A 17828-nucleotide genomic window follows, 5' to 3' on the forward strand; every position below is an offset into this window, starting at 1 on the left:
ATGACTACTGCGCAAGACGCTGTTCAAACCCTGATCCCGACGCTGGATATCTCCGAGCGAGCGGCCCGTCCGAAAGTTGAAACCGGCGTCAAATTGCGCGGTGCGGAAAAGGTCGCGCGCATTCCGGTGAAGATCATTCCGACTACCGAACTGCCGAAGAAACCGGACTGGATTCGCGTACGCATCCCCGTCTCCCCGGAAGTCGATCGGATCAAGCAGCTGCTGCGCAAGCACAAGCTGCACAGCGTCTGCGAAGAGGCGTCCTGCCCGAACCTGGGCGAGTGCTTCTCCGGCGGCACCGCGACCTTCATGATCATGGGCGACATCTGCACCCGTCGCTGCCCCTTCTGTGACGTTGGTCATGGCCGTCCGAAGCCTCTGGATGTCGACGAGCCGATGAACCTGGCGGTGGCCATCGCCGATCTGCGCCTGAAATACGTGGTGATCACCTCGGTGGACCGCGATGACCTGCGTGACGGCGGTGCCCAGCACTTTGCCGACTGCATCCGTGAAATCCGCAAGTTGTCGCCGAACGTGCAGTTGGAAACCCTGGTTCCCGACTACCGTGGCCGCATGGATGTTGCTCTGGAAATCACCGCCGCCACGCCGCCGGACGTGTTCAACCACAACCTGGAAACCGTGCCGCGCCTGTACAAGGCCGCCCGTCCTGGCTCGGACTACCAGTGGTCGCTGACCCTGCTGCAGAAATTCAAGCAACTGGTGCCGCATGTGCCGACCAAGTCCGGGCTGATGCTGGGCCTGGGTGAAACCGATGACGAAGTCATCGAGGTCATGAAGCGCATGCGCGAGCACGACATCGACATGCTGACCCTTGGCCAGTACCTGCAACCGTCGCGCAACCACCTGCCGGTCCAGCGCTTCGTGCACCCTGACACCTTCGCCTGGTTCGCCGAGGAAGGTTATCGGATGGGGTTCAAGAACGTTGCTTCCGGCCCGCTGGTACGTTCTTCGTACCATGCCGACGAACAAGCGAAACTGGCCAAGGCAGGCCTGGTTTCCTGATCTGCCTGCCCGCAAGGCGCACGTCTTGCGGGCAGTTCCCCGGCTCTTTCGAGCACTTTCGCAGCGCCCGCCGCTTTTTAAATCCCGCCTCTTCTGTTTGACACCATTCATGGCTACTGTGCTTGAGTGAATTCACACAGGGAGAATCTGCATGCCTATCCAACCGACTGCTGCGCTGAACGCCCACCTGCCGGTGCCGGCGCTGGCCGCAGAAGGCGTTATCGGCCTTATTGCACCTGCCGGTCCCGCAGCGCTGGATACTGAAAAAGCCCACCAATGGATGCGCTCCAGGGGATACAGCCTACGGATCTTCCCGGGTGTCGGGTTGCAGGAGGGGTACCTGGCCGGTAGCGACGAAGCGCGCCTCAAGGACCTGCATGAGGCTTTCGCCGACACGGACATAGACGCCATTCTGTGCCTGCGTGGCGGCTACGGCAGCCCCCGCCTGCTGGACAAGATCGATTTCGATCTGTTGCGGCGCAATCCCAAGCCCTTTGTCGGCTACAGCGATATCACCGCCCTGCACCTGGCGATCAACCGTTATGCCGGCTTTGTGAGCTTTCACGGGCCGATGCTCAACGCCGACCTGCTGGGCGACAAGCAGGCGCCCACCGAGGCCTCCTTTTTCAATCTGCTTCGAGGCCAGGCCCGGGCTGGCAGCCTGCTGCCCCATCCCGTGGCCTTCCCCTTGACCACCATCGAGCCGGGCATTGCGCTGGGCTCCCTGCTGGGCGGGAACCTGTCGCTGATCGCCAGTACCCTGGGTACCCCGTATGAGATCAATACCGACGGCATCATCCTGTTTATCGAGGATGTCAATGAGCCGCTGTACCGCATAGATCGCCTGCTCAATCACCTGCGCCTGGCCGGCAAGCTGGAAAATCTGCGTGGGGTATTGGTGGGGGATGTGGCCGGTGTGGATTTTGCGGCGTTGTGCGCTTTGCTCAAGCAGACCTTCGAACCGCTGCGGATTCCGGTGCTGGCGGGATGGCGCAGTGGTCACTGCGACCCCAACCTGACCTTGCCCATGGGCGCGTTGGTCAGGCTGGATGCGGGAGCCAGGGAACTGACCCTGGCGCAGGATGTTGTCTTCAAGTAATCGCAGGGCCGGCGAGGGGGAGTGTTTCCCCTGCGCCGGACCGGCTCCTAACGATTGCGCAGGCTTTCCAGCAGCTTGTGGGTCGGATAGCCATCCGCGGGCCAGCCCAGTGCCTGTTGGGCATTGCGAATGGCCTTGCGGGTGTTGGCGCCGATGATGCCATCGGGATTGCCGGCGTCATAGCTGTTGGCACTGAGCAGTGTCTGTAGCTCGATGCGCTCGGAGCGGCTCAGGGGCAGGTCGTCCTTGGGCCAGCTGCCGCTGATCTGGCCGGCTCCGCCGAAGCGTTCGGAGAGCAGGTTCACCGCCAGGGCATAGGACGAGGAGTTGTTGTATTTGAGCACTGCCCGGAAGTTGTCCAGGATCAGGAACGCCGGGCCGCGGTAACCCGCTGGCAAGAGCAGTGAGGCTGACAGATGTTCCGAGCCGTAAGGCAGGGCCTTGCCATTGGCAGGAGTCATGCCCAGGCGCATCCATTCGCCCACACTCTTGCGGGTGGAGGCGTCGGCCAGGGCGTAGTCGAAACCACTGTTGAGCTGTACTTCAAGACCCCAGGGCTGTCCCTGCTGCCAGCCGGAACTCTGCAGATAGTGCGCGGTGGAGGCCAGTGCATCGGCCGGGCTGTTCCAGATATCCCGGCGGCCATCGCCGTCGAAGTCCACGGCGTGGGTGTTGTAGGTGGTGGGAATGAACTGGGTCTGGCCCATGGCTCCGGCCCAGGAGCCGAGCATTTTCTCGGGCTGTATATCGCCATGCTGGATGATCTGCAGCGCAGCGATCAATTGGCTGTTGGCAAACGCCGGGCGCCGACCTTCATAGGCCAGGGTGGCCAGGGAGCGAATGACCGATTTGTTGCCCTGGAAGTCGCCGAAATTGCTTTCCATGCCCCACACCGCCACCAATGCCTGGCGGTCGACGCCGTAGCGCTGTTCGATCCGTTGCAGGATGTCGCTGTACTGCACCAGCAGTGCCTGGCCCTTGCGTACCCGTACCGGGGACAGCGCCCCCTCCAGGTATTCCCATACTGGGCGGCTGAACTCGGGCTGGCTGCGGTCGGCCTTGATCACGCTCATGTCCGGGGTCACGCCGGCAAAGGCGCGATCAAATACTTCGGCACGGATACCGGCGCCCAAGGCTTCGGCACGGAAGGCGTTCAACCATTGGTCAAAGGTCTGGGTGGGCTGGATATCCAGGTTGTCGACGGTCAGGGGCGCGACAGTGGCAGGTGCGGCAAGAGGGGCTGGCTGGAGGCTGGGCAGTGGCTGGGCGTCGGCGGCGGTGGGTTTTTCCGCGCAGGCGACTAGCAGAATAAGGCTGGAGGCAGCGATCAGTTGGCGCATGTGCCAACGACGGGAAAGACAAAAGGGCATGCACGGGTCCAGAGAGAATAACAATCAGGTGCAGACCTTATCATGCCGGCGGGGTTCTGGGCTTCAGGCAGCCAGAAAGTAAGAAGCCTCCCAGCTTTTAGACTGGAAGGCTTCGCGGCGGTAGCTGCCTTTGCCCTTGGCCGGGCGTTCCTGACGGCTGCGGAACAGTGGCTGGGCGACGATGGATTTGGCCTTGTTGGGGCCATGCTTGGATGGCTTGCTCATGCTCAATACTCACTTTGGGAGGGAGGTGTTGCGGCGCAGATCATCGGCCAGAGTCGGGCCGCTGTCCAGCATCATGGATGCAGAAAATTGTAAGCGTGACGGGGTGGCAGCTTTACTCGGCCGCAAGCGCCAGGCGCTGGCCGGCCATCAGCAGCGATAAGCGGCTCAGGCTGCTCCAGGGCGAGCCACTGGCCTGTCCCTTGATCTGCGCATCAATGCGCTGGGCATCGAGCAGCAGTTGGCCCCAGCGTTGTGCGGAGTAGCGCTGCAGGGCTTTGCTCATCAGGGGTTTGCGTTTGTCCCAGACGGGCGGGCGAGCCTGGCTGAAGACCTTGTCCAATGGCACGCCCTGGCTGAACTGCAGGGCCAGGTTGGCCAGCAGGCGCAGTTCCCGGGACAGTGCCCAGAGAATCACCGGTGGTTCCACGCCTTCGCCGCGCAAGCCTTCCAGCATGCGCAGGGCATGGGCCGCTTCACCATTGAGGATGGCGTCCACCAGGCCGAATACGTCGAAGCGGGCACTGTCGGCCACCGCCGCCTGGACCGTTTCGACGGTGATCTGGCCGCCCTCGGCCATCAGCTTGAGCTTCTCGATTTCCTGGGCGGCAGCCAGCAGGTTGCCTTCGACCCGGGCGGCGATCAATTCGACGGCATCCTGGCTGGCGGACAAGCCGGCCTGGGACAGGCGCTGGCGAATCCACTGCGGCAGCTGGTTGGCATCCACCGGCCAGATCTGTACGAACTGAGTCTGGGCACCCTCGACCAGCGCCTTGCCCCATTTGGTTTTCTGCGCGCTGCCATCGAGTTTGGGCAGGCTGATCAACAGCACCGTGTCTTCGGCAGGCCGCGAACAGTATTCGATCAGCGCTGCTGCGCCCTTGTCACCGGGCTTGCCCGAGGGCAGGCGCAATTCCAGCAGGCGTTTTTCGGCGAACAGCGACATGCTGGCGCCTGCTTGCAGCAGGGTGCCCCAGTCGAAGCTGGCGTCGGCGCTGAATACCTGGCGCTCATCGAACCCCTGCTGGCGTACGGCAGAGCGAATGGCGTCGGCGGCTTCCTGGCAAAGCAGGGGATCATCGCCGCTTATCACGTAGATCGGCGCGAGAGTGCCTTGCAGGTGTTTGCCGAGTTGGGCAGGGGCGAGTTTCATAGGCGGGTGCCAGGGGGGGCGCCGGAACGCCCCGCGTGGCTTACTGGTTCGGCAGTTCCATAGGGGACTGTTGCGGTGTTTCCGCCTCAGCCTTGCGTGCGGCTTCCAGGGCGTCGGCTTCTGCCTTGGCCTTGGCTTCGGCGGTCGCCTGCAGTTGGGCAAGCTGTTCCGGGGTCAGCAATTGCAGGCGGATCAGCATGCGCTGGATCAGGTCGCGACGCATTTCCTTGCGGGTCTCGGAAGACTCCTGGTCGGAACCGGTGATGTTGTTGCCGTCGTGCAGGAAGACTTTCTGCACTTCCAGTTTGTCGTCCAGCAGGTGCAGGTTGTCGTGAGTCAGGATCTCATACCTGAGGGTGGTGCCGATCTCGTACTCGGCCGAGTTGCCACCGCCGGTGTAGCTGAGGGTACGCTGGGAGTTCTCCTCGCTCAGCAGCACCAGCTTGTAAGGTGCGCCGGCATGGACTCGCACACCGCTGCTTTCCAGCTGTTGCTTGAGCATCTTGATGGTGGTGCCATAGGCGTCCCGGGCGCTCAGGTCCAGTTCCTTGATGGACAGCTCCTGGGTTCCAGTGCCGCGCAGCTGGAAGCCACAGGCGCTCAGCAGCACGGCCAGGCCCATCACCAGCAGATTACGTTTGATCATGTATTGCTCCCCTTGAAACCAGATGGGCCAACCTTGTGGCCCTGGAGGTTTTATTCGGCGCCCGATCCCGGACCGGGCGCCTGATCCAATTAGCTGGCGACGATGTTGACCAGTTTGCCCGGCACCACGATGACCTTGCGAATCGTAAGACCTTCGGTGAAGCGCAGTACGTTCTCGTTGCTGCGAGCGGCCGCTTCGACTTCTTCACGGCTGGCGCTGGCTGGCATCTCGATCTGGCCACGCAGTTTGCCGTTGACCTGGATCACCAGTTGCAGGCTGTCCTGCACCAGCGCGCTTTCGTCCAATGCTGGCCAGCCGGCATCGATGATCGCGCCGCTTTGACCCAGTTGGCCCCACAGCTCATGGCTGATGTGTGGAGTGATCGGGGCGAGCAACAGGGCTACGGTCTGCAAGCCTTCCTGCAGCAGTGCACGGTCCTGTTCGCTGCCTTGCGGCGCTTTTTCCAGGACGTTCATCAGAGTCATCACCTGGGCGATGGCGGTGTTGAATTTGTGATGCTGGCCTACGTCCTGGCTGGCCTGCTTGATGGCCAGGTGGATTGCACGGCGAATGGCTTTCTGTTCGTCGCTCAGGGTCGCTATATCCAGAGCCCCCGGCAGCCCCTGGCTGACGTGGGCCTGGGCCAGGCGCCAGACGCGCTTGAGGAAGCGGTGCGCACCTTCAACGCCAGAGTCGGACCATTCCAGGCTCATGTCGGGCGGCGAGGCGAACATCATGAACAGGCGGCAAGTATCGGCGCCATATTGTTCGATCATCGATTGCGGGTCGACGCCATTGTTCTTCGACTTGGCCATCTTCTCGGTGCCACCGATCTCCACCGGCAGGCCGTCGGAGATGAGTTTGGCGCCAATGATCTTGGCCTTGCTGTCACGCTCCAGCTCGACATCCGCCGGGTTGTACCAGGTGTAGCTGCCATTGGCTTCGCGACGGTAGTAGGTCTCGGCAATCACCATGCCCTGGGTGAGCAGGTTCTTGAACGGCTCGTTGGAACTCACCAGGCCTTCGTCACGCATCAGCTTGTGGAAGAAACGCGCGTAGAGCAGGTGCAGGATGGCGTGTTCGATACCGCCGATGTACTGATCCACCGGCAACCAGTGGTTGGCCGCGGCCGGATCTACCAGGCCGCCTTCATAGTGCGGCGAGGCGTAACGGGCGTAGTACCACGAGGACTCGACGAAGGTGTCCATGGTGTCGGTTTCACGCTTGGCAGGTGCTCCACATTTCGGGCAGCTGCACTCGTAGAACTCGGGCATGCGCGCCAGTGGCGAACCGGCGCCATCGGGAACCACGTCTTCCGGCAATACCACCGGCAACTGCTCTTGCGGGACGGGTACATCGCCGCAGCTGTCGCAGTGGATGATCGGGATCGGGCAGCCCCAGTAGCGCTGGCGGCTGATGCCCCAGTCCCGCAGGCGGAACTGGGTGCGCGATTGGCCGAGGTTCTTCTTCAGCAGCGCCACTTCGATGGCATCGAACGCGCCAGGGAAGTCCAGGCCGTTGAACTCGCCGGAGTTGATCAGCTCGCCATGCTCGCCGTAAGCGTCCTGCCAGGGCGCCGGAGTTTCATCGCCAGCGCTGGTGCGTACCACGGCCTTGATCGGCAGGTTGTACTTGGTGGCGAACTCGAAGTCGCGCTCATCGTGGGCCGGTACCGCCATGACTGCGCCGTCGCCGTAGTGCATGAGCACGTAGTTGGCGACCCAGACCGGGAGTTTTTCACCGGTCAACGGGTGCTCGACGAACAGCGAAGTCGGCAGGCCTTTCTTTTCCTGGGTCGCCATGTCGGCTTCGGCGACGCTGCCACCCTTGCATTCGGCGATGAAGGCCTGCAGTTCGGGGTTGTCCTTTGCTGCCAGGGTGGCCAGCGGGTGCTCGGCTGCCACGGCAACGTAGGTCGCGCCCATCAGGGTGTCTGGACGGGTGGTGAAGACTTTCAGGGTCCCGGCTTCGCCGATGGAGGCCTGGTCGTAGGGAAATTGCACTTCCATGCCACGGGACTTGCCGATCCAGTTGCGTTGCATGGTCTTGACCTGCTCGGGCCAGCCCGGCAGTTCGTCGAGGCTCTCCAGCAGTTCATCCGCGTAGGCGGTGATCTTGAAGTAGTACATCGGAATTTCGCGCTTTTCGATCAGCGCGCCGGAACGCCAGCCGCGGCCGTCGATCACCTGTTCGTTGGCCAGCACGGTCTGGTCGATGGGGTCCCAGTTCACGGTGCCGTTCTTGCGGTAGATCACGCCTTTTTCGAACAGACGGGTGAACAGCCACTGTTCCCAGCGGTAGTAGTCCGGCTTGCAGGTGGTGACCTCGCGGGACCAGTCCACCGCCAGGCCCAGGCTGCGCAGCTGGGTCTTCATGTAGGCGATGTTTTCGTAGGTCCACTTGGCGGGAGCCACGTTGTTTTTCATCGCGGCGTTTTCCGCCGGCATGCCGAAGGCGTCCCAACCCATGGGTTGCAGAACGTTCTTGCCTTGCATGCGCTGGTAGCGGGAGATCACGTCGCCGATGGTGTAGTTGCGCACGTGCCCCATGTGTAGCTTGCCGCTGGGGTAAGGGAACATCGATAGGCAGTAGTAAGTTTCCTTGCCTGGCTGTTCACTGACTTCAAAGGACTTTTGCTCGTCCCAGAACGACTGGGCGGCGGCTTCGATTTCACGGGGCTGATAGTGTTCGTGCATGGCTACTTTTGTACTGAATAGGGGTGGCCTAATCCTCTTCAACGCAACTTCGGGTGGCGATGACGCCAAATGCGGCGTTTTTCAGTGCCCGATGGAGCTGGAAGTGGAGTTACAGGAAGCGCCGTAGCATACATGACCGCACTCTGCCGAGGGAAACCCTGATTGCTCGGGCGGGCCGTTGGTCGCGGCGGCGCGTCGCTTTCGGCTGTCCGACTAAGCTCAAAAAGGGGAGTGAGTCTTATCTTCGATGAGGTGAACGGATGCTTGAATCGCAGCGAAAAGCAACAGAACCGGAGGTGTATGAAAGGCTCCTCAATCGACTGGCTCTGGCCCTGGATGCGGCAAAAACGGCGGATCGACTGCGCAATGAGCGGCCTATCGAGCTGGAGCTGCGGGGTTTGAGCCGGGCGGAGTTTGAATTGATCAGGGCCTATCTGGCCCGCCATCAACGTGAAATGCAGATCAATCCAATGGGCAGTCTGCAACACCAGGAGGTGCCTCGTTCGGCCAAGATCATTTGGCTGAAGGATCAGGCGCCCGTCAAGGCATCGGTGAAAGTCCGATCTCAGCAGTTCAAGTAGGTCCCAGGGCCCCTTGTCGGGTCGAGCGAGGTCGCGGCCGAGGACCTCGGGAGCAAAAATACCAGGCATTGGTTGTTGCCGGACAGGTATCCCCTTTAGGCTTCGGGCATCTTGTTGGAGATGCTCGATGCCTTTTCGCTATTTCATCAAACAGTTGCTGCTGCCGCCCGGCATTCTATTGCTGTTGCTGCTGCTTGCCTGGGGCTTGCGCCGTTCCCGGCCACGGCTGGCAGGTTGGTGTTTTGCCTTGGGGCTGGGTGGTTTCTGGTTGATGAGCCTGCCGGTCATGGTGGAGTGGGGCGCGCGCGGTCTGGAGCGCTTGCCGCCCTTGCCGCAAAGCCAATGGGCGAGCCTGGCCGAGCAGGCGGATGTGATTGTGGTGCTGGGTTCGGGGCGGGAGCGGGGAGATCCGGCGTGGGGCTCCGATCAGCCCACCGGCGTGGGCCTGGAGCGCGAACGCTATGCCGCGCGCCTGGCCAAGGCCTCCGGGCTGCCGGTGCTGACCAGCGGCGGCTTGCATTACGGTACGCCGCCCACCGAGGCTGCGTTGATGGCGCAATCCCTGCTCGATGACTTTGGCGTGACGGTGCGCTGGCAGGAAGGCCGCAGCCGCACTACCTGGGAAAACGCGCAGTTCAGCGCCGAAGTCCTGCTGCCATTGGGGATCAAGCGTGTGGTGGTGGTGACCCAGGCCTGGCACATGCCCCGCTCGGTGTGGAGTTTCGAGCACGTCGGGTTTGAAGTGGTGCCTGCGCCAGTGGGGTTCCTGGGAATGGATAACGCCCGTCCGCTGGGAGGCTGGATGCCTGAGTTCAAGTCGATCTGGCAGAGCGGGCAGTTGCTCAATGAGGCAGTGGGCCAATTGGGCTACCGGTTGTTCTATCGCTGATGGCAATCCGGCACCCTCGGGAGCCGGATTGCCAGCGAGGGCCCTCAAACGGTCTTGGCAATACGGCTGGCCAGCAAGGCCCAGCCAAACAGCAGGGTGCAGAGCACCACCAGCGGCCAGGAGCGCCATTGCAGATACGGCGTCAGGTTGTGCATGGGCACGACCTCGCCGTACAGAATGCCGCGTTCGAACTGGGGAATCTGTACCGTGATCCTGCCGAACGGATCGATCAGCCCGGTGACGCCGTTGTTGGTCGCGCGAATCATCCAGCGCCCGGCTTCCAGGGCGCGCATCTGCGCCATCTGCAAGTGTTGCAGGGGGCCGATGGAAGTGCCGAACCAGGTGTCATTGCTGATGGTCAGCAGCAGGTCGCTACGGGCCGAAAGGCTGGCGGCGAATTCGGGGTAGACCACTTCGTAGCAGATGAACGGCGCTATCTGATAGCCCTTGGCCTGCAGCAGCGGCTGGTCGGCCGGGCCGCGGGCGAAGTCCGACATCGGCAGGTTGAAGAAGTCGATCAGGCCGCGCAGCACTTCCTGCAGGGGCACGTACTCGCCAAAAGGCACCAGCTTCTGCTTGAGGTAGGTGCCGTCCCCTTCGCCGGTCACGGTGATGCCGTTGAAGTAGCGTTTTTCATGGCGTACCAGTTGGCGCACCGGAACGCCGGTAATCAGCGCGGAATGACGGTCGGCGGCAAAGTTGCCCATCATCGTCAGGTAGCCTTCGGCCGACTCCTTGAGCACTGGTACTGCGGTTTCCGGCCAGACCAGCAGGTCTACGCGCTTGCTGCGAAAACTCATGTCGCGATACAGCGCCAACTGGGCGTTGAGCTCGGCCGGGTCCCACTTCATGCTCTGTTCGATATTGCCCTGGATGGCGGCGACCGATAGCGGCTCTCCGGCGGGGCTGGTCCAGGCATGGCCTTTCAGGGCCAGGCCCACGATCCAGGGGGCTGCCAACAGAAGCAGGCCCGCAACGATGAAGGCTTTGCGCCCGGCCTTGATCAGTCGCGGCAGGTTGTAGAGCAGCGCCGCGGTGAGGGCCAGTGAGAAGGAGATCAGCCAGATGCCACCCAGCGGCGCGAGCCCGGCCAGTGGGCCGTCAAGCTGGCTGTAGCCGGAATACAGCCAGGGAAAACCGGTGAGGAACCAGCCACGAAAGGCTTCCTGGCCCAGCCACAGGGCCGCGAATGCCAGGGCGTCCGCCAGCGGCGCTTCATTGCGTCGTAACCAGCGGGCCCAGAGCCAGGCAGGCAGTGCGAAAAACCAGGCGATGGCGGCGATGAAGGCCAGCATAAGCAGGCCGGCAAGCAGGGCCGAGGCGCCGCCATAGGTGTGAATGCTGACGTAGATCCAACTGGTGCCAGCCCCGAACAGGCCGAAGCCGAAGCACCAGCCGCGGCCCAGGGCCTGGCGCGGTGTCAGCTCGCGCAGCCCGGCGTAGAACAGGCCGACTGCCAGCAGCGCCAGAGGCCAGATGTTGTAGGGGGCCAGGGCCAGGGTGGTGATGGCGCCGGCGATCACGGCCAGCAGGTTGCCGGGCCAGCCGGGGCGGGTTGAGCGCTGCAAGAGGCGTTTCATCAGCTCTTTCCTGTGTCGTACCGGGCGAGGCACGAGGAGAATGGTTGGGTTGTTTCAGATGAGCGTCGAGTCACGCAGCGCTGCTCGGCCGATGCGTCCCCGCACTGTATCGCCTGAGGCCAGGCAAGTGGCCTCAAGACGATATCGCGGTGCGGGGGAGGGCAGATGACCCGTTTCCTCAGCGGGAAATGGGGGTCAGGCGCAGCAGATGAATCCGCCGGCTGTCGGCGTTGAGCACGCGGAAGCGATAGGCGCCGATTTCAGTGATTTCGTTGCGTTTTGGCAAGTGGCCGAACGCACTCATGACCAGGCCGCCTACGGTGTCGAATTCGTCGTCGGAAAAGTCGCTGTCGAAAAACTCGTTGAAGTTCTCGATGGGCGTCAGCGCCTTGATCAGGAAGTCGCCGCTGGGCAGTGGCTTGATGTAGCTGTCTTCCTCGACGTCATGCTCGTCCTCGATGTCGCCGACGATCTGTTCCAGCACGTCTTCGATGGTCACCAGGCCTGCCACGCCGCCGTACTCGTCGATGACGATGGCCATGTGGTTGTGGTTGGCGCGGAACTCGCGCAGCAGCACGTTCAGGCGCTTGGACTCGGGGACGAAGGTCGCCGGGCGCAGCAGGTCCTTGATGTTGAAGCTGTCACCGTTCTCCTTGAGGATCAGCGGCAGCAGGTCCTTGGCCAGCAGGACGCCCATCACGTCGTCATGGCTTTCGCCGATCACCGGGTAGCGCGAGTGCGCCGAATCGATGACTGCGGGCAGGAACTCCCGAGGGGTCTGGGTCGCCTTGATGCTGATCATTTGCGAGCGCGGAACCATGATGTCCCGGACTTGCAGGTCAGCGACCTGGATGGCGCCTTCGACGATGGCCAGCGCTTCGCTGTCCAGCAACTTGTTCTGATGGGCTTCGCGCAGCAGCTCCAGCAGCTCCTGGCGGTTTTTCGGCTCATGGGCAAAAGCCTGGGTCAGTTTGCCCAGCCAGGACTTTTGCCCGTTGCTCGATCGATCTTCGCTCATAGCGATTGCTCTGAATCCTTGGTTGTTACAGGGGGTTGTTGATCAGCTTTCGTCATCTGCATAAGGGTCCGGATGACCCAGTTCTGCAAGCAACGTTCGTTCCAGCGCTTCCATTTCTTCGGCTTCGTCGTCATCTATATGGTCGTAGCCCAACAGATGCAAGCAGCCGTGAATCACCAGATGGGCCCAGTGGGCCTGAAGTTCCTTGCCTTGTTCAGCCGCTTCGCGTTCGACCACCGCAATGCAGATCACCAGGTCCCCCAGCAATGGGATATCCAGCAGCTCATCCGGTACATCGGCAGGAAATGACAGCACATTGGTGGCGTAATCCTTATGACGCCAGGTGTGGTTCAGCTCACGCCCTTCTGCTTCGTCCACCAGGCGGATGGTCAGTTCCGAATCGGCGGTGCGCTGGCGCAGGGCCAGCTCGCACCACTGGCGGAACTGTTCATCGCTGGGGGCCGGCTGTTGGCTGGCGCGCTGCAGGTCAAGCTCAAGCATCGTGGCGGTTGCCTCGGTCTGCGGCAGCCTTGGCGGCCTCGTCGGCAGCGTGCAGTTCGAAGCGCTCGTAGGCTTCGACGATGCGTTGCACCAGCGGATGGCGCACCACGTCCTTGGGCATGAAGTGAGTGAAGCTGATACCAGGCACATCCTTGAGTACGTTGATCACATGGGCCAGGCCGGACTTGGTGCCCTTGGGCAGGTCGACCTGGGTGATGTCGCCGGTGATCACCGCAGTGGAGCCGAAACCGATCCGTGTCAGGAACATCTTCATCTGTTCCACGGTGGTGTTCTGGCTTTCATCGAGGATGATGAAGCTGTTGTTCAAGGTACGGCCGCGCATGTAGGCCAGGGGCGCGATCTCGATGACCTGGCGTTCGATGAGCTTGGCCACGTGTTCGAAGCCGAGCATTTCATACAGGGCGTCGTACAGCGGGCGCAGGTAGGGGTCGATCTTCTGGGCCAGGTCGCCGGGCAGGAAACCGAGCTTTTCGCCGGCTTCTACCGCCGGGCGCACCAGCAGGATGCGTCGCACCTGCTCGCGTTCCAGGGCGTCCACGGCGCAGGCCACGGCCAGGTAGGTCTTGCCGGTACCGGCCGGGCCAATGCCGAAGTTGATGTCGTTGCCGAGGATCTCTTTGACGTAGCGCTGCTGATTCAGGCCGCGGGGGCGAATCATGCCTTTCTTGGTGCGCAGGGCCACGGCGGCATCGGCTACCGAAGGGTTGTCCAGCTCTTGCACGGCAGACTCCTGCAAGAACAGGTGGACCAGGTCCGGCGACAGCTCGGTGCCCTTGGTTTCCCGGTAGAGACGGCGCAGAAGGTTTTCCGCGGAGGTGGTTTGCTTGGGTTCGCCGATCAGTTCGAACTGATTGCCGCGGTTGCGGATCTCGATCGTCAGGCGCTGTTCGATCAAGCGCAGATGCTCGTCGAATTGCCCGCACAGATTGGCGAAGCGGCGAGCCTCGAAGGGCTCGAGGATGAAACGATGAGGTTCTATGGGTGCGTTCAAGGTCGTTTTTAGCCGCCCAACGGCAATTAAGATGAATTCAAGGATAACGCCAGCAGCCTGGGTGCGAAAGCTCTTATGCGGAGCAAGGGCTGCTGGGGCTTTTCCCTGCCAGGTTATTGCAGCAGGGAGCCGCGCAGCGAGTGAGGCTGCGCCGAGTCGATGTACACGTCGGCGAACTGGCCGATCAGCGTGGGATTGTCACAGCGGAAGTTGACGATGCGGTTGTTCTCGGTCCGTCCCTGCAGTTCGCCCGGGTCTTTCTTCGAGTAGTCGGTCACCAGGATGCGCTGGGTAGAGCCGACCATTTGTCGGCTGATTTCAAAACCTTGCTGGTTGAGGCGGTGCTGCAAGGCGTTGAGCCGTTCCTTTTTCACCGCCTCCGGTGTTTCGTCGGCCAGGTCGGCGGCCGGTGTTCCCGGCCGTTGGCTGTAGACGAAGGAGTAGGAGAAGTCGAAACCGACGTCTTCGATCAGTTTCATGGTCTGCTGGAAATCCTTCTCCGTCTCGCCTGGGAAGCCGACGATAAAGTCCGAACTGATGCAGATTCCCGGAACAGCCGCCCTGAGCTTGCGCAGCTTGGACTTGTACTCCAGGGCGGTGTGATTGCGCTTCATGGCCGCGAGGATCCGGTCCGAGCCGGATTGCACCGGCAGGTGCAGGTGCTTCACCAGTTCTGGTACTTCGGCATGCGCCTGGATCAGGCTGTCGGAGAACTCCAGCGGATGTGAGGTGGTGTAGCGGATTCGCTCGATGCCATCGATCGCGGCAACCACACGAATCAATTCGGCCAGGTCGGCCATGCGCCCGTCGTGGGTTTGGCCGCGATAGCCGTTGACGTTCTGGCCCAGCAGGGTCACCTCGCGGACGCCGTTTTCCGCCAGGTGGATGATCTCGGCGATCACATCGTCGAAGGGCCGGCTGACTTCTTCGCCGCGGGTGTAGGGCACGACGCAGAAGGTGCAGTACTTGCTGCAGCCTTCCATCACCGAGACATAGGCGCTGGGGCCATCGATCCGGGGCTCGGGCAGGTGGTCGAACTTTTCGATTTCCGGGAACGAGACGTCGACCTGCGGCAATTTGGTGATGCGCGCGACGTCGATCATTTCCGGCAGGCGGTGCAGGGTCTGCGGGCCGAAGACCACGTCCACATAGGGTGCGCGGTCGCGGATGGCCGCGCCCTCCTGGCTGGCCACGCAGCCGCCTACGGCGATCACCATGTCCGGATTGGCCAGCTTGAGCTCACGCCAGCGCCCGAGCTGGGAGTACACCCGGTCCTGGGCGCGTTCGCGAATGGAGCAGGTGTTGAGCAGGATGACGTCCGCATCTTCGGCGCGTGCGGTGACTTCCAGGGCCTGATGTTCGCCCAGCAGGTCCACCATGCGCGAGCTGTCGTACTCGTTCATCTGGCAACCGTGGGTTTCGATGTAAAGCTTCTTGGCCATGGACGGGATCATCACGTGATTCAAAGAACCGCGCATTATAGGGGCCATGCCCACAGGTTCCTAGGGTTGTGCATCGGGTAGCTATGCTATAGTTCGCGCCCTATTTTTGTCCCCCGATGTGTTACCCGCCCGCCATGACCAAACGTGAAGCTCCAATCTACAAGGTGATTTTCCTCAACCAGGGCCAGGTGTTCGAAATGTACGCCAAGCAGATCTATCAGAGTGATCTGTGGGGTTTCCTGGAAGTGGAAGAGTTCGTCTTTGGCGAGCGCACGCAAGTGGTCGTTGACCCGAGCGAGGAGAAGCTCAAGGCCCAGTTCGAAGGTGTAGTGCGCAGCTTTGTGCCGATGCATTCGATCGTGCGCATCGATGAAGTCGAGCGCCTGGGTACGCCGAAAATCAGCGAGGCCCGCGGGGTGAGCAATGTCATGCCGTTCCCGATGCCGATGCCGGAAAAGTAAGCCTGGCCGATTCCGTCTTTCCGGGAGGGCGGTTGTCTGTGTGGAAGCCGGCTCACCGGCGACTGAGGCGCAAATGCCTACGGCAGGGGCGAGAAGGGTGAACGCCCATCGGCGCTCTGCAGTTCCATCAGGTATTTGCGGAAAATCTGTCCCAGTACCTGGGTCGCAACTTCCAGTTCGTCGCGCTGCATGTGCTCGGCGACTTCGTCGGCAGTGTCCAGGGCGTCTTCGGCGCCATTGACCGCAGCCATCTTCAGCACGATGTAAGCCTGCACGTTATTGGCCGGCACGCCTTCACCGTGGAAGAACATGGTGCCCAGCTTGAATTGCGCCTGGGCATGGCCTTGCAAGGAGGCCTTTTCGAAGTAGCTCAGGGCTTGATTGAAATCTTGCGGCGCACCTTTGCCCTCGTAGTAGAACTCGCCCAGCTCGTATTGCGCCTCGGCATCCCCCTCGTCGGCGGCCTTCTGGCAGGCGGTGAGGGCCTCGGCCTGGTCCTGAGCCTGGGGATCGAGGGTGCAGCGACCCAGCGCCGGGATCAACAACGAGTTGCCACCTGCTTGTGCATGCGCGAGCAGGGGCTGAAGGAGCAACAGGCAGCCCAGTGTCAGGGCGCGGCCGGTGCGGTTCATGGGAATCGACTTACCTCTGAGGGGCGCGGGGCCCAGCGTGGGGCCCAATAAGCGCGCATTATGAAATAAGCAGGGCCCACCTTACAAAGTCTTTACTCGTTTTTCTGCTGCGTGGGCGCTATATCCCAAGGATTCATCAGCATTTCCAGGTTTCACTGGAGAAAATTCAAGTAAAGACTACAACGGGCGTGATGTTTCACACGCCCGCCGTCCAGCGCTTACTTCAGGGCGGCGAATGCCCGCTCTGCCGCATCCAGCGTCAGCTGCAACTCGGCCTCGCCGTGGGCGATGGAGGTGAAGCCCGCTTCGAAGGCACTCGGCGCCAGGTACACGCCGCCTTCCAGCATCAGGTGGAAGAAGCGCTTGAACAGGTTGGCGTCGCTGGCCATCACATCGTCGAAGGTGACGATGTCATCGGCACCGCTGAAGTACAGGCCGAACATGCCGCCAGCCTGGGTGGTGACGAACGGAATGCCTGCTGCATCGGCGCGTTGTTGCAGGCCTTCGAGCAGACGGCTGGTGTAGTCGCTCAGTTCGGCGTGGAAGCCCGGGCGGCTGATCAGGCGCAGAGTGGTCAGGCCAGCGGCCATGGCCAGCGGGTTGCCGGACAGGGTGCCGGCCTGGTAGACCGGGCCCAGGGGCGCGATGTGCTCCATGATCTTGCGCTTGCCGCCGAAGCAGCCTACCGGCATGCCGCCGCCGATGATCTTGCCGAAGGTCGACAGGTCGGGTGTCACGCCGTAATGGGCCTGAGCGCCACCGAGGGCAACACGGAAACCGGTCATCACTTCGTCGAAGATCAGCACTACGCCGTGCTGATCGCAGAGGCGACGCAGGCCTTCGAGGAAACCTGGTGCCGGGGGTACGCAGTTCATGTTGCCGGCCACTGGCTCAACGATGATGCAGGCCACTTCCTGGCCTACTTCGGCGAGCATTTTTTCCACCGCCGCAATGTCGTTGAAGGGCAGGGTCAGGGTGTGCTTGGCGAAAGCCGCGGGCACACCGGCGGAGCTCGGCACGCCTTGGGTCAGGGCGCCGGAGCCCGCCTTTACCAGCAGGCTGTCGGAGTGGCCGTGGTAGCAGCCTTCGAACTTGATGATGCTGTCCCGGCCGGTGAAGCCACGGGCCAGGCGAATGGCACTCATGGTGGCTTCGGTGCCCGAACTGACCATGCGCACCATTTCCATGGACGGCACGATGGAGCACACCAGGTCGGCCATTTCGGTTTCCATGGCGGTCGGTGCGCCGTAGGACAGGCCGTGTTCCAGTTGCTTGCGCACGGCGTCCAGGACATCAGGGTGGCTGTGGCCAAGAATCATCGGGCCCCAGGAGCCAACGTAGTCGACATAGCGCTTGTCGTCTTCGTCGGTGACGTAGGCACCTTCTGCGTGTTTGAAGAACAGCGGGGTGCCGCCCACGCTCTTGAAGGCGCGGACAGGCGAATTGACGCCACCCGGGATGTGTTTCTGGGCGTTGGCAAACAGGGTTTCGGAACGAGACATG

General features: G+C 62.1%; 17 protein-coding genes. 5 read left to right on the top strand and 12 right to left on the bottom strand.

All coding sequences use genetic code 11. The features are described from left to right. On the top strand, positions 1–1023 hold the full coding sequence (lipA, locus tag BM382_RS29615; RefSeq protein WP_011063663.1) for a lipoyl synthase: 1023 nt from the start codon (positions 1–3) through the stop codon (positions 1021–1023). Between the two features lie 151 nt (positions 1024–1174). Continuing rightward, the gene (locus BM382_RS29620; protein ID WP_011063662.1) at positions 1175–2122 is read left to right on the top strand and encodes a S66 peptidase family protein; all 948 of its coding nucleotides are present in this window, start codon (positions 1175–1177) and stop codon (positions 2120–2122) included. A gap of 47 nt (positions 2123–2169) precedes the next feature. On the opposite strand, the gene BM382_RS29625 is transcribed toward BM382_RS29620, so the two are convergent. The 5 genes from BM382_RS29625 to leuS all read right to left on the bottom strand — a co-directional run bounded on the left by BM382_RS29625 (position 2170) and on the right by leuS (position 8209). Next, the gene (locus BM382_RS29625) at positions 2170–3492 is read right to left on the bottom strand and encodes a lytic murein transglycosylase (RefSeq protein WP_019096029.1); all 1323 of its coding nucleotides are present in this window, start codon (positions 3490–3492) and stop codon (positions 2170–2172) included. Positions 3493–3555: 63 nt separating this feature from the next. Continuing rightward, positions 3556–3717: an alternative ribosome rescue factor ArfA gene (gene arfA / locus BM382_RS29630; RefSeq protein WP_015637164.1), complete on the bottom strand. Its 162-nt coding sequence runs from the start codon at positions 3715–3717 to the stop codon at positions 3556–3558. A 112-nt stretch (positions 3718–3829) separates the two neighbouring features. Continuing rightward, on the bottom strand, positions 3830–4867 hold the full coding sequence (gene holA / locus BM382_RS29635; protein ID WP_011063659.1) for a DNA polymerase III subunit delta: 1038 nt from the start codon (positions 4865–4867) through the stop codon (positions 3830–3832). Between the two features lie 40 nt (positions 4868–4907). Further along, positions 4908–5513, bottom strand: coding sequence for an LPS-assembly lipoprotein LptE (lptE, locus tag BM382_RS29640; RefSeq protein WP_011063658.1), 606 nt, complete (start codon positions 5511–5513; stop codon positions 4908–4910). Positions 5514–5602: 89 nt separating this feature from the next. Beyond that, positions 5603–8209 carry a leucine--tRNA ligase gene (leuS, locus tag BM382_RS29645; RefSeq protein WP_072444931.1) on the bottom strand — a complete coding sequence of 869 codons (2607 nt, stop codon included), beginning with the start codon at positions 8207–8209 and terminating at the stop codon, positions 5603–5605. A 260-nt stretch (positions 8210–8469) separates the two neighbouring features. Between leuS and BM382_RS29650 the strand changes: the two genes are divergently transcribed. Beyond that, positions 8470–8790 (top strand): hypothetical protein, encoded by a 321-nt coding sequence (locus BM382_RS29650; protein ID WP_011063656.1) that lies wholly within the window; start codon positions 8470–8472, stop codon positions 8788–8790. 127 nt (positions 8791–8917) lie between these two features. Next, a complete protein-coding gene (locus BM382_RS29655) occupies positions 8918–9679 on the top strand; it encodes a YdcF family protein (protein WP_072444933.1) in 762 nt (253 codons plus the stop codon). Between the two features lie 44 nt (positions 9680–9723). Here the strand turns inward: BM382_RS29655 and lnt are convergent, their stop codons facing one another. The 5 genes from lnt to miaB form a co-directional block, all read right to left on the bottom strand. Then, positions 9724–11247 (bottom strand): apolipoprotein N-acyltransferase, encoded by a 1524-nt coding sequence (lnt, locus tag BM382_RS29660; protein ID WP_026020052.1) that lies wholly within the window; start codon positions 11245–11247, stop codon positions 9724–9726. A gap of 190 nt (positions 11248–11437) precedes the next feature. Beyond that, positions 11438–12277: an HlyC/CorC family transporter gene (locus tag BM382_RS29665; RefSeq protein WP_011063653.1), complete on the bottom strand. Its 840-nt coding sequence runs from the start codon at positions 12275–12277 to the stop codon at positions 11438–11440. A 42-nt stretch (positions 12278–12319) separates the two neighbouring features. Further along, on the bottom strand, positions 12320–12778 hold the full coding sequence (ybeY, locus tag BM382_RS29670; RefSeq protein WP_011063652.1) for an rRNA maturation RNase YbeY: 459 nt from the start codon (positions 12776–12778) through the stop codon (positions 12320–12322). Beyond that, positions 12771–13790, bottom strand: a complete 1020-nt coding sequence (locus tag BM382_RS29675) for a PhoH family protein (protein WP_011063651.1) — start codon at positions 13788–13790, stop codon at positions 12771–12773. The genes ybeY and BM382_RS29675 overlap by 8 nt, the downstream gene beginning before the upstream one ends. 113 nt (positions 13791–13903) lie before the next feature. Next, on the bottom strand, positions 13904–15232 hold the full coding sequence (gene miaB, locus BM382_RS29680; RefSeq protein WP_011063650.1) for a tRNA (N6-isopentenyl adenosine(37)-C2)-methylthiotransferase MiaB: 1329 nt from the start codon (positions 15230–15232) through the stop codon (positions 13904–13906). 134 nt (positions 15233–15366) lie between these two features. Here miaB and BM382_RS29685 point away from each other — a divergent pair, with 134 nt between their 5' ends. Beyond that, positions 15367–15693, top strand: coding sequence for a DUF1820 family protein (locus BM382_RS29685; protein ID WP_007927079.1), 327 nt, complete (start codon positions 15367–15369; stop codon positions 15691–15693). A 77-nt stretch (positions 15694–15770) separates the two neighbouring features. Here the strand turns inward: BM382_RS29685 and BM382_RS29690 are convergent, their stop codons facing one another. Then, positions 15771–16325, bottom strand: a complete 555-nt coding sequence (locus BM382_RS29690; protein WP_011063648.1) for a tetratricopeptide repeat protein — start codon at positions 16323–16325, stop codon at positions 15771–15773. Between the two features lie 218 nt (positions 16326–16543). Then, the gene (hemL, locus tag BM382_RS29695) at positions 16544–17827 is read right to left on the bottom strand and encodes a glutamate-1-semialdehyde 2,1-aminomutase (protein ID WP_011063647.1); all 1284 of its coding nucleotides are present in this window, start codon (positions 17825–17827) and stop codon (positions 16544–16546) included. Position 17828 lies beyond the last annotated feature (1 nt).

Source organism: Pseudomonas sp. NFPP25 (assembly GCF_900116505.1).
In the GTDB taxonomy this organism is placed as follows: domain Bacteria; phylum Pseudomonadota; class Gammaproteobacteria; order Pseudomonadales; family Pseudomonadaceae; genus Aquipseudomonas; species Aquipseudomonas protegens.